This is a genomic window from Marinovum sp. J2-8 (assembly GCF_055808435.1).
Genome location: NZ_JBVVRZ010000001.1, coordinates 685,350 through 699,414 on the forward strand (window position 1 = coordinate 685,350; position 14,065 = coordinate 699,414).

General features: G+C 61.1%; 10 protein-coding genes, 1 tRNA gene and 2 pseudogenes. 6 read left to right on the top strand and 7 right to left on the bottom strand.

Annotated elements, in window-relative coordinates; genetic code table 11:
• Nucleotides 1–34: 34 nt before the first annotated feature.
• Together AC0L4F_RS03435 and AC0L4F_RS03440 are read right to left on the bottom strand one after the other, a co-directional pair.
• The gene (locus AC0L4F_RS03435; protein WP_244686323.1) at nucleotides 35–1,750 is read right to left on the bottom strand and encodes an ABC transporter ATP-binding protein; all 1,716 of its coding nucleotides are present in this window, start codon (nucleotides 1,748–1,750) and stop codon (nucleotides 35–37) included.
• An 83-nt stretch (nucleotides 1,751–1,833) separates the two neighbouring features.
• Nucleotides 1,834–2,562, bottom strand: a complete 729-nt coding sequence (locus AC0L4F_RS03440; protein WP_244685388.1) for a tyrosine-protein phosphatase — start codon at nucleotides 2,560–2,562, stop codon at nucleotides 1,834–1,836.
• A gap of 151 nt (nucleotides 2,563–2,713) precedes the next feature.
• On the opposite strand from AC0L4F_RS03440, the pseudogene AC0L4F_RS03445 reads away from it, so the two are divergent.
• Nucleotides 2,714–3,917, top strand: a pseudogene (locus AC0L4F_RS03445) (pyridoxal-phosphate-dependent aminotransferase family protein).
• Here AC0L4F_RS03445 and AC0L4F_RS03450 read toward each other — a convergent pair.
• The 3 genes from AC0L4F_RS03450 to AC0L4F_RS03460 all read right to left on the bottom strand — a co-directional run bounded on the left by AC0L4F_RS03450 (nucleotide 3,886) and on the right by AC0L4F_RS03460 (nucleotide 6,423).
• The gene (locus AC0L4F_RS03450) at nucleotides 3,886–4,080 is read right to left on the bottom strand and encodes a hypothetical protein (RefSeq protein WP_244685390.1); all 195 of its coding nucleotides are present in this window, start codon (nucleotides 4,078–4,080) and stop codon (nucleotides 3,886–3,888) included. The pseudogene AC0L4F_RS03445 and the gene AC0L4F_RS03450 overlap by 32 nt on opposite strands.
• A 356-nt stretch (nucleotides 4,081–4,436) precedes the next feature.
• Nucleotides 4,437–5,120 (bottom strand): ABC transporter ATP-binding protein, encoded by a 684-nt coding sequence (locus AC0L4F_RS03455; protein ID WP_244685392.1) that lies wholly within the window; start codon nucleotides 5,118–5,120, stop codon nucleotides 4,437–4,439.
• Nucleotides 5,113–6,423 carry a lipoprotein-releasing ABC transporter permease subunit gene (locus AC0L4F_RS03460; protein WP_244685394.1) on the bottom strand — a complete coding sequence of 437 codons (1,311 nt, stop codon included), beginning with the start codon at nucleotides 6,421–6,423 and terminating at the stop codon, nucleotides 5,113–5,115. The genes AC0L4F_RS03455 and AC0L4F_RS03460 overlap by 8 nt, the downstream gene beginning before the upstream one ends.
• A gap of 195 nt (nucleotides 6,424–6,618) precedes the next feature.
• On the opposite strand from AC0L4F_RS03460, the gene AC0L4F_RS03465 reads away from it, so the two are divergent.
• Nucleotides 6,619–7,728, top strand: a complete 1,110-nt coding sequence (locus AC0L4F_RS03465; protein ID WP_244685396.1) for a pyridoxal phosphate-dependent aminotransferase — start codon at nucleotides 6,619–6,621, stop codon at nucleotides 7,726–7,728.
• A 171-nt stretch (nucleotides 7,729–7,899) separates the two neighbouring features.
• On the opposite strand, the pseudogene AC0L4F_RS03470 reads toward AC0L4F_RS03465, so the two are convergent.
• Nucleotides 7,900–8,650, bottom strand: a pseudogene (locus tag AC0L4F_RS03470) (rhomboid family intramembrane serine protease).
• 31 nt (nucleotides 8,651–8,681) lie between these two features.
• On the bottom strand, nucleotides 8,682–12,119 hold the full coding sequence (gene putA / locus AC0L4F_RS03475; protein WP_244685398.1) for a bifunctional proline dehydrogenase/L-glutamate gamma-semialdehyde dehydrogenase PutA: 3,438 nt from the start codon (nucleotides 12,117–12,119) through the stop codon (nucleotides 8,682–8,684).
• 109 nt (nucleotides 12,120–12,228) lie between these two features.
• On the opposite strand from putA, the gene AC0L4F_RS03480 reads away from it, so the two are divergent.
• From AC0L4F_RS03480 to AC0L4F_RS03495, 4 genes are all read left to right on the top strand, one after another.
• Nucleotides 12,229–12,705, top strand: a complete 477-nt coding sequence (locus AC0L4F_RS03480) for an Lrp/AsnC family transcriptional regulator (RefSeq protein ID WP_244685400.1) — start codon at nucleotides 12,229–12,231, stop codon at nucleotides 12,703–12,705.
• A 29-nt stretch (nucleotides 12,706–12,734) separates the two neighbouring features.
• Nucleotides 12,735–13,307: a tetratricopeptide repeat protein gene (locus tag AC0L4F_RS03485; protein ID WP_244685403.1), complete on the top strand. Its 573-nt coding sequence runs from the start codon at nucleotides 12,735–12,737 to the stop codon at nucleotides 13,305–13,307.
• A gap of 217 nt (nucleotides 13,308–13,524) precedes the next feature.
• Nucleotides 13,525–13,611, top strand: a tRNA-Leu gene (locus AC0L4F_RS03490).
• Nucleotides 13,612–13,705: 94 nt separating this feature from the next.
• On the top strand, nucleotides 13,706–13,972 hold the full coding sequence (locus tag AC0L4F_RS03495) for a hypothetical protein (RefSeq protein ID WP_244685426.1): 267 nt from the start codon (nucleotides 13,706–13,708) through the stop codon (nucleotides 13,970–13,972).
• The last annotated feature ends 93 nt before the right edge of the window (nucleotides 13,973–14,065 follow it).

Sequence of the window (14,065 nt, forward strand, 5' to 3'; positions counted from 1 at the left end):
TCCGGGGCAGAGCCCCGGTCAGCTTCGGCCAAGGTCAGCTTGCGCCGCTGTCCTGCATCCCATGCAACCGGGCATAGGCGCCGCCGGCCGCCAAAAGCGCGTCATGCGTGCCCTGTTCCACCACCTGGCCCTGATCCATCACCACAATCTTGTCGGCGTGGCGCACGGTCGACAAGCGGTGGGCAATCACCAATGTGGTGCGCCCCTTCGCCAGTTGATCCAACGCCTGCTGCACCAATGCCTCGGACGCGGTGTCCAGCGCCGAGGTCGCTTCGTCCAGCAACAGGATCGGCCGGTCGCGCAGCACCGCGCGGGCAATTGCCACCCGCTGGCGCTGCCCGCCCGATAGGTTCGATCCGCGTGGCCCGGCGGGGCTGTCCAAACCATCATTCAGACGTGGCAAGAAATCATCGACATGTGCCGCCGCCAGCGCGGCTTGCAGCGCAGTGTCGCTCACGTCCTTGCCGTCCAGCACGATATTGTCGCGCAGGCTCTCGTCAAACAGCAACGCCTCCTGGCTGACCACCGAAAACAGCGACCGCACATCCGCCACATCCATCTCGCGCACATCGGTGCCGCCGATGGTGACCTGGCCGGATTGCACATCCACCAGCCGGGTGATCAGATTGAACACTGTCGATTTGCCCGCACCCGACGCGCCGACCAATGCGGTGGTCTTGCCAGCCTCGGCCACAAGCGACGCACCGCGCAGCACCGGGGCATCGCCAAAGGCCAGATGCACATTGTCCAGCACAATCTCTGGTGCACCTGTCGGCGCGGGTTTCGGCTTGGCCGGCGAATTCAGCGCCGGTTTGGTTTCCAGAAGTTCGCGCAATCGCTCGATCGCGGCCGCAGCCACCTGCCAGACACCCGAGACCGCGCCCAACCGGCGCAGGGGCTCGAAGGTCAGGCCAAGCGCGGTGAAAAACGCCATGAAATCGCCCACCGTCTTGGTGCCGTCGATGATTTCACGCCCGCCATAGAGCAGCACGCCAAAGAAGCCGACACCGGCCATCAGATCGACCAGACCGGGGATCATCGCCTGACCAAGGGCCGATTTGGTTTCAACCTTGATGCGTTTGCGGGTCAATTTGCCGTAGCGGCCCGCCTGATAGCCTTCCAGCCGGTTCAGCTTGATTGGCACGATGCCGTGGAAAATTTCGTTCAACCGCACCGACAGGCTGGCCGCGACATCGCGGGCAGAACGCGCATGGCGGCGCACATAGCGTTGCAGGACAACCACCGGCACCACCATCACCGGCACGCCGACCATGGCCACCAGCGTCCAGCGCCAGTCAATGCCAAGCGCCACCCCGAACAGCGACACCAGCGCAATGGCATCCCGCCCGGCGCCGGTGACAATTGTACGCCAGACCTTGTTGATTGATCCGACATCGCCCTCGACCCGTTGCATCAGATAGCCGGGGGAATGTGTCTGGTGGAACTGGCCCTCAAGCGTCATCAGATGGCTGACAAGATCTTCGCGGATCTCGCCCGCGGTCACCTGGCCAAGTCGCGTCAAAAGCACCTTTTGCACCACGGATGCACCGGCGCGCAGGGCAAAGATCCCCAGAATGGCCAAAGCCACCCAAATCAAAAGGTCCCCACGTCCACCGATGAAAATCTGGTCGAACATCGGCTTCATCGCATAGCTGATCGCGCCATACATGCCGCCTTCGATGGCCATGAAGACCAGCGCAATCGACAACAGCCCGATGTGGCGGTGCAGATACCGCCGCCAGAGCCACATACCAAGCCCCTTGGAGTGATGGGCGGCCTCTGACGTATTGGCCTTCGGGCCCTTGGGGTTTGGGGGCTGTGTTGCCGGGTCGGTCACGTGTTTTCCAGTGCCAGATCACGCAGCATTTGCGCGCATTGTGCCGGGCTGTCGCGCCGATCCCAGGCATCGTTCAAACGCTGGGCGCGATATTCTGTGCCCAACCAGGTTTCAAAATCAATCGGATCGGCGTTTTTACGTGCCTCATAGACATCAAGGATATAATCCTGCACCCCGGTCTTGGTCCATTTCATATGCAGGTATTTCATGCCCAGCTGCGCGCGGGCCTCTTCCACCGGTACATCTTCGCAGACCATAAGGTACATTGCGGCGACGATCCCGGCGCGGTCCGCACCGGATTTGCAATGGAACACAAACGGTTTTTCCACGTCGCGAATGGCGTCAAGGACGGCCTGAATCCGTTCCCGCTTGGTCGCATTGCGTGCCCACATCTTGGTGACGTGAAATTTCAGCCCCAGCTTTTCACAGGCTTCCTTTTCAAACAGGTAATGGGCGAATTTCTCTTCTCCGCGCAGGGTGATCACCGATTTGATTCCCATATCGCGGTACCGTTTCAGCCGCGCAGGCCCGGGGTGGTTTGATCGGTACACCCCCGGCGCAATCTGAAAGAAATTGGTCCACGGCACCCGCAGGAAGGCATGATCGAAGATCTGATAATGCACATGACCCCAGAACCGGCCTGACGGGGTAGAGATATCCTTGCCAAAGGACCGCCGCAACTTGCGCTCGCGGTCTTCGATCCAGGTCATCATTGCCTTGAACATGGAATTCCGGCTTTTGCCGCCCCAGAGTTTCGCTGCATTTATGGTCTGCGCGGGTTTAGGCGACCGTGGCCCCTGTGGCAAGCGTGGCCATGTGGATTGACGGCGGTCGATTGCCGGGGTTAGCTCTCTTCAAACTTTCGGAGCCTTCCACATGTCCCTAGCCAATGGCCGCACTTACCGGGCGATTCCCGGTCCGTCGGAAACCCCGGATGCCGTACAGCGCGCGATGCACCGGTCTTCGGTAAATATCTATGAGGGTGAGATTGTCGATCTGACCCATAGCCTTGTCCCGGATCTGCGCCGGGTGGCGCGGACCACACATAATGTGGCGATGTATATCTGCAACGGCCATGGCGCCTGGGAGGCCGCGCTGGACAATGTGCTGAACCCCGGCGACCACGTGCTGGTGCCTGCGACCGGTCGGTTTGCCCATGGCTGGGCGGAAATGGCGGTCGGGTTGGGGATCGTGCCCGAGATCATCGAATATGGCCTGCAATCCCCCTTTGATGTCGCCGAAGTGGAACAACGCCTGCGCGACGACAAGGCGCATCGGATCAAGGCGGTAATGGGTGTGCATGTCGATACGGCGACCTCGATCCGGTCCGATATTGCCGGGCTGCGCCGGGCGCTGGATGCGGCGGGGCATCCTGCGCTGTTGATGGCGGATTGCGTGGCCTCCTTGGGATGTGACCGATTCGAGATGGATGAATGGGGGGTCGATGTCACGGTGACCGGCAGCCAAAAGGGGCTGATGGTGCCGCCGGGGCTGGGGATCGTGTTCTTTTCGCCCAAGGCGGCGGCGCATCGCCCGGAACGGGTGTCCCGGTATTGGGATTGGGGTCCACGAGCCGACCCGGACATGTATTATCAATTTTTCGGCGGCACGGCGGCGACCCATCATATCTATGGAATGCGCGCGGCGCTGGACATCATGATGGCCGAAGGGATCGAGGCGATCTGGTATCGGCACGCAACCCTTGCGCGGGCGATTTGGGCCGCGGTCGAAACCTGGGGCCAGGAGGGGCGCCTGCGGCTTAACGTGGTCGATCCTGCCTTTCGCAGCCATGCGGTGACCGCGCTTGCCATCGGCGCGCCGGACGGGCAACGGCTTCGGGATTGGTGTGAGCGCAATACCGGGGTGACCCTGGGCATTGGCCTGGGCATGGCCCCCCCCGACAGCGCAGAGCGGCATGGGTATTTCCGCATTGGCCACATGGGCCATGTCAATGCGCATATGGTTTTGGGGCTGTTGGGCAGTGTCGAGAGGCCTGAGCGCATTGAACATCCCGCATCGCGCGGGGGGCGTTCAGGCGGCGGTGTCGGTCATTTCTGCCAGCGCCGAGCCAGCCGATTGATCCAGAGGTTGAGTGCCACCCCGGTCAGCAGCACCGCCGCCAGACCGAAGCTGGCCAGGAGCGCGATCAAAATCCAGCCGAGGTTGACGCCGAACATCACCACACAGGCGGTGGTGTAATCCGGTGCACGGCCGATCGCGCGATCTTTGGCTCTGTCATACATGCGACACCCCGACAATTCGTTGTTGGGGTCAGGTTAACCGGTTTCCCGATAGTGGTCGGTAAATTTTTCGGGACGGGGACCAAGACGTGGGGGAGTGGGAGCGCGCACTTCGGGTTTGTTGGCGGGCAGCCCCCCAAACCGCAGGGCAGATGTGGGGTAGCCGCCCAAACCACAGGACAGATGGGGGGCAGCCCCCCAAACCGCAGGATAGATGGGGGGCCAGCCCTCCAAACCGCAGGACAGATGGGGGGCCAGCCCCCCAAACCCCCCGGGATATTTCTGGTCAGATGAAAGGCGAAACCCCGATCAAATCTGAGGGCATTCTGGGCGGGCGGGGTGATGCGGCGCTGTGGTGCTCAGGACGGTGTCAATGTGCCGTCGGCCATCGTGACCTGGCGGTCCATGCGCCCGGCAAGGTCGAGATTATGGGTGGCGATCAGCGCGGACAGGCCCGTGTCCCGTACCAGGGACATCAGGACGTCAAACACCCGGTCTGATGTGGCGGGGTCCAGGTTGCCGGTGGGTTCATCCGCCAGCAGAAGCCGGGGCGCATTGGCCATGGCACGGCAAAAGGCCACCCGCTGTTGTTCGCCGCCCGACAACGCACCGGGCCGATGTGCGGCCCGAGTTTCAAGCCCGACTTTGGCCAGTAGATCCTTGGCGCGGTCGCCTGCGTCCGCCTGGGGCACACCATCGGCCAATTGCGGCAGAACCACGTTTTCCATTGCGGAGAATTCCGGCAGAAGGTGGTGAAACTGATAGATAAATCCGACTTCTCTTCGCCGTGTTGCTGTGCGTTTTCGGTCGGATAATCCGATCATGTCCTGACCCGCGATCCTGACCGATCCGGCATCCGGCACGTCCAGAAGGCCGGCGATATGCAGCAGTGTCGATTTGCCCGCGCCGGAGGGGGCGACCAAGGCCACGACCTCGCCTTTGGCCAAGGTCAGGTCGGCGCCACGCAGCACCTCGACAGCATTTTTCTGGCCCTTGTTATAGGACTTGGTCACACCCTGCAGGGACAATACCGGATCATTCATAGCGCAGCGCCTCGACCGGGTTCATCCGCGCGGCACGGCGGGCCGGAAAAATGGTGACCACAAAGCTCAGACCGAGCGACAGCGCCACAGCGGAGATCACATCCGACAGTTGCAGTTTCGCAGGCACCGCGTAGAGCCCGCGAATGGACGGATCCCAGACGCCGCCGCCCGCAACGTAGTTCACCAGCGAAAAGACCGCATCGACGTTCAGGGCAAACAGGCAGCCAAACAGCACCCCAAACCCCGTACCGATCAACCCGGTAAAGGCCCCGCAGATAAAGAACACCCGCAAGACCGAGCCTTCGGACAGGCCCATGGTGCGCAGGATGCCGATGTCGCGGCCCTTGTTCTTGACCAGCATGATCAGCCCCGACACGATGTTCATTGCCGCGATCAGCACCAGGATCGACAGGATGACGAACATCACATTGTCCTCGATTTCCAGAGCGCGCAGAAAAGATCCGCTGGCATCCCGCCAGGTCCAGATCAGGGCCCGATCACCCGCCGCCTGCATCAATGGCAGGGCCAGCGCGTCGACGGCATCCGGGTCTTTGACCATGACCTCGATCTCATCCGCGGCATCTTCGCGGTTGAAATAGATCTGGGCCTCTGCAAATGGCATATAGAGCCGCGTGCGGTCGATATCATAGCGGCCCGCCGTGAAAATATACGTAACTTCATAGGCCTGGACACGCGGCGAGGTGCCGAATGGCGTCTTGACCCCATCCGGGGAAATCAGCCGAATGCGGTCGCCGATGGTCACCCCCAGCTCGCGCGCGACACCAGATCCGATGGCAATACCCTCGGAGAACCGCCCCAAGTCGCCTTGTTTTTCCTCGGGGTTTGCAATGCGCGGGATGGTCGACAGGTCGGCGGCGGAGATGCCGAACACCTCGATCCCGGAGTTGCGGCCATTGGCGGTGGCCATCACCTGACCCTTGATCAGCGGGGCTGCGCGGGTGACATAATCCTGAGCGGCAATTCGGTCGGCCAAAGCCGTGTAATCCGGGATTGTACGGTCGATCTGGCCAAATTCATTCACATCCGCCTGGTAATAGACGGTGACATGGGCATTGGTCCCCAAAATCGTGTCAACGAATTCCGCCCGAAACCCAGAGCGCACGGCAAGGGTCGCGATCAGGGCAAACACCGCCAACGTAATGCCGATCAGGCTGATCCAGGTCATGGTGCTGACGCCGCCTTCGGCGCGTTTTGCCCGCAGGTAGCGCCAGGCAATCATCCATTCGAACCGCGCAAAGGGCGCGGGCGTGCGGGGATGTGGTCGCGGGTTGGCTTGGCTCATGCGATTTCCTTGGTTTCGCGCGGAAAGTGGGCAAAGCGGCGACGAGGGTCAAGCGCCGTTTGCCAATTTGGCGTGATCGGCGGAATGCAGGCATGTTGCGGGACTTTTTCTCTTCTGCAAACCGGCCTTCGCGGCTTTGCAACCGTGCAATTCCCGCGCTTGCATCGGCTTGCCGCTCTGTCATAGTGCGGCGCCATGAGAGATCCACGTTTCACCGCAATTGTCGCTGCCCTGCCGTCAACTGTGCCCTTTGTCGGGCCGGAAAAGCTTGAACGGGACCGGGGTGGCACGTTTGTTGCCCGATTGGGCGCAAACGAGAGTGTGTTTGGCCCATCGCCCAAGGCGATTGCCGCGATGCAGGCCTCGGTTGGCGACATCTGGAAATATGGCGACAGCACCAGCCATGATTTGCGCCATGCGATTGCCGGCGATCTGGGTGTCGACCCGGACAACATCGTTGTCGGGGCAGGGATTGACGGGCTGCTTAATTCCACCGTGCGGTTGATGGTCGGGCCGGGTGATCATGTGGTGACTTCGGATGGGGCCTATCCGACATTCAACTATCATGTGGCGGGCTATGGCGGCACTTTGCACAAGGTGCCTTATCTCGATGATCACGAGGATCCTGATGCGCTGATTGCCAAGGCACGACAGGTCGACGCAAAACTGGTGTATCTGGCCAATCCCGACAACCCGATGGGCACCTGGCATGGTGCGGCACGTATTGCCGAAACGATTGCCGCGCTGCCGGATGGATGTGTGTTGGTTCTGGATGAGGCCTATGTTGAATTCGCGCCTAAGGACAGCGTTCTGCCGTTGGATGTCAGTGACCCGGCGGTGCTTCGGTTTCGTACCTTTTCCAAAGGGTTTGGCATGGCGGGGGCGCGTGTTGGCTATGCCATTGGCCATAGGGACGTGATTGCCGCCTATGAAAAGGTACGCAACCATTTTGGCATGAACCGCACCGCACAGATCGGGGCGCTGGCCGCCTGGCAGGATCGCGATTGGCTGGTGCATGTACAGGAGGAGGTCGCTCTGGCGCGCAAGCGGATTGCGGCCATTGCGCAGGAGGCCGGTCTTGTGGCGCTGCCCTCTGCCACCAATTTCGTGACCCTTGATTGTGGCGCGGACGGTGATTTTGCCCGCCGGGTTCTGGCGGCGTTGATGGCACGCGGCATCTTTGTGCGGATGCCCTTTGTTGCGCCAGAGGATCGTTGCATCCGGATCAGTGCCGGCACGCCGGAGATGCTGGATGCCTTTGCCGCGGCTTTGCCCGCCGCATTGGACGAGGCGCGAACCGGCTAAGATTGGCGTCGCCCTGCGGCGGCGCAATCCGGTGCTTGTGGATGTTTTTGGGATAAGTTGCGTCGGAATTTCCCTGGCCGGGGCCTTCGTGTGTCGGCGGTCCTTGCGGTGGGATCGAACAATTTTGCCGGCTTATCCACCGAATTTCCCGCAAGGGTTGACCAAATGCAACTACAGGCGTCTTTTTCCCGCTTTCGGGATCGAGGTGCGGGTCAAATTGTATTTCGCGTCTGGATGGGGCGGATGGCCTTCGGTGCGGCGCCAGAATCCGATGCCCCCCAACCGCATCCACAGCGGAAAGGTAAACACCATACCGGCCAGGAAACCACCGGCATGGGCCCAATAGGCGACGCCGCCCTGATCGCTGGGCGTGCCAAAGCCGCCGAACAATTGCAAGGCAAACCACAATCCCAGCATGATCCAGGCCTGGCACCGGGAAAACCCGGAAAAATACGATCAGGATCAACAGGATATCGACCTTGGCCTTGGGGAAAAGCAACAGATATCCGCCCATGACGCCCGCAATGGCACCAGAGGCCCCGATCACGGGGATCATCGAATTGGGCGCAGCGGCATATTGCAACAAGGACGCTGCCAACCCGCAGCCGAGGTAAAATACCAAATAGGGCAGCTGGCCCATTTCATCTTCGATGTTGTCACCAAAGATGTAGAGGAACAGCATGTTGCAGGCCAAATGCATGAACCCGCCATGCAGGAACATAGAGGTCAACAGCCCGAGATAGCCCTCGCCGGCACTGATCCGACCGGGCAAGAGCGCATAATCCCAATAAAACAGGGCCATTTCGCGGTCTGTGCCCAATTCGGCGGTGGAAATCAGGAAGACGGCGATATTCACCGCCATCAACACATAGGTGATATAGGGTCGGCGCCCGGACGGATTATGATCGCGGATTGGAAACATGGCGGGAAAGTTTCCACTTTCCCGCCCAAGGTCAAGACATTCCCGACAAAAGCGCCGCATTCCCGCCAGAGGCGGTGGTATCGACACAGACGTGGCGTTCATGGGTGACGTGACCGCGATCCGGCACGCCGGTGATCAGTGGCAGGATCGGGCCATCACGTTCCGCCAGCGCCGTGGTCAATGCGCGCGCGGTCGCCGCGTCGCCCCACCAGATCGCGCCAGAGAAATTGTCCAGCGTTGTCAGCGCCGAAGGCTCTAACGCGCCGGCCACCCGCAGGCCCATGCCGCCCTGGGCTTCGACCGCGTCCTTTTGTGCCTGCGCGGCGGCGTCGCCCGGCCCAAGACACAGGACCGGCGGGCGGGACAGGGTGGTCAACCGGTTGGATTCCCCCGTCGGGCCCGGCAGCGACAATGGCGCCAGCGGGGCAGGGGCGATACGGGCATTCAGCGCCTCTTGCAGAGCGGCGGGATCGACCGGCGCGCCGGGGGCGTCTGTGACCGTGTCAACGCGATGCTGACCAAACCGCGCCAGATAATTCGGCCCGCCTGCCTTTGGTCCCGTACCCGAAAGCCCCTCGCCGCCAAAGGGTTGGCTGCCGACGATTGCACCGATCTGGTTGCGGTTCACATAGATATTCCCGGCATGCACCCGCTCCGAGACATGCTGCACCCGATCGTCAATCCGGGTTTGCAGACCAAATGTCAGCCCGTATCCGGTGGCGTTGATGGCGTCGATCACATCGTCAAGCTGGTCGGCGTCAAAGGTCGCGATATGCAGGACGGGGCCGAAAATCTCGCGCGTCATATCGTTGATGCCTTTGACCCGGATCAGGGTCGGGGCGATGAAGTGGCCCGATTTGGGCACGCTGGTTTCCTTGACCACGCGCCCCTCGATCCGCGCTTTGGCGATGTAGTCGGCAATGCCGGACTGGGCTTCGGCGTCGATCACCGGACCAAGGTCGGTCGAAATGTCCCACGGTGCACCGGGGCGCAACGTCTCCATCGCGCCCATCAACATCTCGGTGAAATGCGGGGCAATGTCGCTTTGCACATAAAGGCAACGCAGCGCGGAACAGCGTTGGCCCGCCGATTGGAACGCGCTTTCGACAATCGCCGCAACCGCCTGTTCCGGTAGGGCGGTGCTGTCGACGATCATAGCGTTCAACCCACCGGTTTCGGCCAGGAACGGCGCGCCGGGGGCCATGTGTCTCGCCATCGCACGGCGAATGATCTTGGCGGTTTCGGTGGATCCGGTAAAGGCCACGCCACCGACGCGGGCATCCGACGTCAGCGCCGCGCCAACCGCGCCAGCGCCGGGCAGGCATTGCAACACCGCACGTGGCACGCCAGCCTGATGCAGCAATTCCACGGCGCGGGTCGCGATCAGCGGTGTCTGCTCGGCGGGTTTCGCCAAAACGGCATTGCCTGCCGCGAGGGCGGCGGAAACCTGGCCGGTGAAAATCGCCAAGGGGAAGTTCCAGGGCGAAATGCAGGTAAAGGTGCCAACCGGCGCGGTTTCTGGGGCGTTGGCGGCGTAATAGCGCAGGAAATCCACCGCTTCGCGCAGCTCCGCCACCGCATCCGGCAGGGTTTTCCCCGCCTCACGCGCCAACAGGGCAAACAATTCGCCATAGTTTTCTTCGTAAAGGTCCGCCGCCTTGGCCAGGATGGTGGCGCGCTCGGCTGCGGGCACGTCCCATGCTGTTGCGGCCGCCAGCGCCGCGTCGCAATCCGCCGCGCTGGCAAATTGGGTCGTGCCAACCGTGTCGGCAGCATCGGCCGGGTTTACGATATTCTGGGCGGCCTCTGGCGTTGTGTCCGCAGCCATAAGCGGCCTGCCGGTCCATTTGTGATCATTGAACGGCGCGCGTGCGGCATCAATCGCTGTCAATGTCGGGCGATGCGCCAGATCCCAACCGCGCGAATTCACCCGCTCTGGCTGATACAATTCCGGGCCTTTGGGCAGGTGGGGCGCTTTGTCATGGATCGCCTCAAACGGGTCACGCGCCACGACCTCGGCGGGCACGTCCTTATCCACAATCTGGTTTACGAAAGACGAGTTCGCGCCGTTTTCCAACAGCCGCCGCACCAGATAGGCCAGCAAATCGCGGTGCGCGCCGACCGGTGCATAAATCCGGCAGCGGGTGGCGTTATCCCCAAGCACAATGTTGTGCATCGCTTCACCCATGCCGTGCAAACGCTGGAATTCAAACGCGTCTTTTTTATCCCCAGCCATGTCGAGGATCGCCGCCACTGTATGGGCGTTATGCGTTGCGAACTGTGGATAAATCCGATCCGTCATGTTCAGCAACCGCCGGGCATTGGCAATATAGCTGACATCGGTGGCGGGTTTCGAGGTGAAGACCGGAAAGCTTTCCAGCCCCTCGACCTGGGCCAATTTGATTTCGGTATCCCAATAGGCGCCTTTGACCAGCCGCACCATGATGTGACGGTCTGTTTCCACGGCCAGCGCGTGCAGATAGTCCAGAACCGCACCGCAACGATGGCCGAACGCCTGAACCACCACGCCAAGCCCGTCCCAGCCGACAAGCCCGGGATCGCGCATCAGGCGCTCGATCAGATCAATGGAAATTGACAGGCGGTCCGCCTCTTCTGCGTCGATGTTCAGCCCCATTTTGCGGGACCGTGCCATCAGCGCCAGATCACGCAGGCGCGGGTACAACTCGGCCATGACCCGGTCTTTTTGCGCCTCTTCATACCGGGGATGCAGCGCCGAAAGTTTGACCGAGATGCCGGGGTTCTTGCGCACATCTCCATGGGTACAGCCATTGGCAATCGCCTCGATCGCACGGCCATAGGCGGCGTGATAGCGCATGGCATCCGCATCGGTGCGGGCCGCTTCGCCCAGCATGTCATAGGAATAGGTATAGCCCTTCTTTTCCATCCCGGCGGCGCGTTTCATCGCGGCTTTGATGTCCTCGCCCAGAACGAACTGGCGGCCCATTTCCTTCATAGCGCGGCCCACGGCGGTGCGGATCACCGGTTCGCCCAGACGTTTGACGGCCGCCCGCAGATGGCCAACCGGGCCGGGTTCGGATTCTTCACGCAGCACACGGCCGGTCAACATCAACGCCCAGGTCGAGGCATTGACCAGCGGCGATGTCGAATGCCCCATGTGACGACCCCAGTCGGAGGGCGCGATCTTATCCTCGATCAGGGCGTCGATGGTTTCCGGGTCCGGCACGCGCAACAAGGCCTCGGCCAAACACATCAGGGCCACGCCCTCGTCGGTGGACAGGCCATATTCGGCCAGAAAAACCTCCATCAGGCCGGGATCAGAGGTATCGCGAATGCGTCTGACCAGGCCCGCCGCGGCACCGCTGATGCGCGCACGATCTTCGGGGGACAGGTCAGCCTTTTCGACAAGACCCGCCAGGTTGGCGGCCTCATCAGCATAGGTCAGGTCATCAATGCGGGCGCGCAGCGTTGCGAGGTCAGTGGCGGTCATGGGAATCCCCGAGGTTTCGTTTTGCCCAGTATATCGGGAAGCGACTGGCCAATTTTCCCGTTCTCTGCCAGAATTCATCTGTAACGAACCGAATTTGTGGGGCATTTCAGTGCAATCGGATCAATTCGAACTAGATAGCTTTGACCGGGCCATTATCGCGGTCCTGGCCGAAGACGGGCGCATTTCCGTAACCGAGTTGGCCAAGCGCATTGGCCTGTCAAAATCGCCGACCCAGATACGGGTGCGGCGGCTGGAAGAGGCGGGGGTCATCCGGGGGTATCGCGCCATGTTGGACCCGATCCGGCTGGGTCTGGATCATGTTGCCTTTGTCGAGGTGCGCCTGGCCGATACACGCGAAGCCGCGCTGGCGGCCTTTGCTGCGGCGGTGGCGAAGATTCCGGAAATCGAGCAATGCCACCTGATTGCCGGCAATTTCGACTATCTGATGAAAGTGCGCACCACCAACATGCGCGCCTATCGGCTGGTTTTGGCGGAAAAAATCTCGACCCTGCCGCATTTGGCCAGCACATCGACCTATGTGGCGATGCAGGCAATCAAGGAAAGCGGTCTCGGCGATGTGACTTGATCGGGCGGCGAAACCTGACACGATAGGGTATGGTACGTTTGTTTTTGTTTCAATCGGCGCTTTGGTCGATGATCTCGCTCGCCGGGTCTGCCGCTGCAGAGAGCTGCCCCGAAGCAGCCGATCATTCCGCGCGGTTTGACCGGCTTTTTGCCCAGGTACAGGCCGCCCCGAACGAAGGCGCGGCCCAGGTCGTGGTCAATCAGATGTGGAACCTGTGGGCCGATGCGCCGGATCAGCAGGCGCAGGAAATTCTTGACCGGGGGCTGCGCAAACGGGGCGCACAGGATTTTCTGGGCGCGTTGCGGGATTTTGAAATCCTGATCGACCATTGCCCCGACTATGCCGAAGGCTACAACCAGCGCGGTTTTATACGGTTCATTCAGCGCGACTATGCGGCCGCATTGGTCGATCTGGACCGCGTGATCGCGCTGTCACCCCGCCATGTCGGTGCCTTGTCTGGCCGGGCGCTGACCCTGATGGCCTTGGGGCAAAACGATGCGGCGCGGCGCGACCTGCTTCGCGCGCTTGAGCTGAATCCATGGTTGCCGGAACGCCGTTTTCTGGCGCAATTATCGCCCGAGGCCGAGGAAACCGATCTCTGACGCAATTTTGCTGTTTTCTCGCCGGGACGAGCGTCTTATGGTCGCGGCGCTGACCCGCGTGCCGAAATGATGGCGCGGTGGGCCGGTCAACACAAGAGTTTCAAAACCCTTGAATGCATGCGATATAATGCATACAAAACAAGGAGTTGCGATTGGATGATTGGTTTTCAGGCCTGAAATCTGGCCCGAAACCGAAAACTGAAGACCAACGCCAGATGCGGGCGTGATGGAATGGTAGACATACCAGACTTAAAATCTGTTGGGCCTTGTGCCCGTGTGGGTTCGAGTCCCACCGCCCGCACCACTTCAGATTTCATCCCTCCAAGGTGCCGTAACACCTTGAAAGGATAAGTGGTTTCTGCGGTTCGAACACCGTTTTTTCGGCTGACGGGTAAAGGTTGCGAAAATACCAGTCGCAGCACGGTACGGCGCACTTCCAGGTCGCCTTTTTCCCATACGTGATAAGGGTTTGCGAGGAAGCGCATCGAAAGTTCGAACATTTCATCGAACGGATGCGCGGGACTGGCGATTTCAGCCATAGCGTCCCGCAAAATCGCCTTTTCCTGCTCAAGCTCCGAGATGCGACGTTCGTATGCAGCGATCAACTTGGTATTGCTTTCGACCTGAACCAAACGCTCAAGGAGGTTCTCGACGTCTCGGTCTAGTTGCCGGACCTTGGCCTTGAGGCGCTTCGTTTCGTCGGAGGCCGAATTGCTGCGTTCTTCCCACGCGGCCCGGAACGTGCGTTCGGCGAGTTC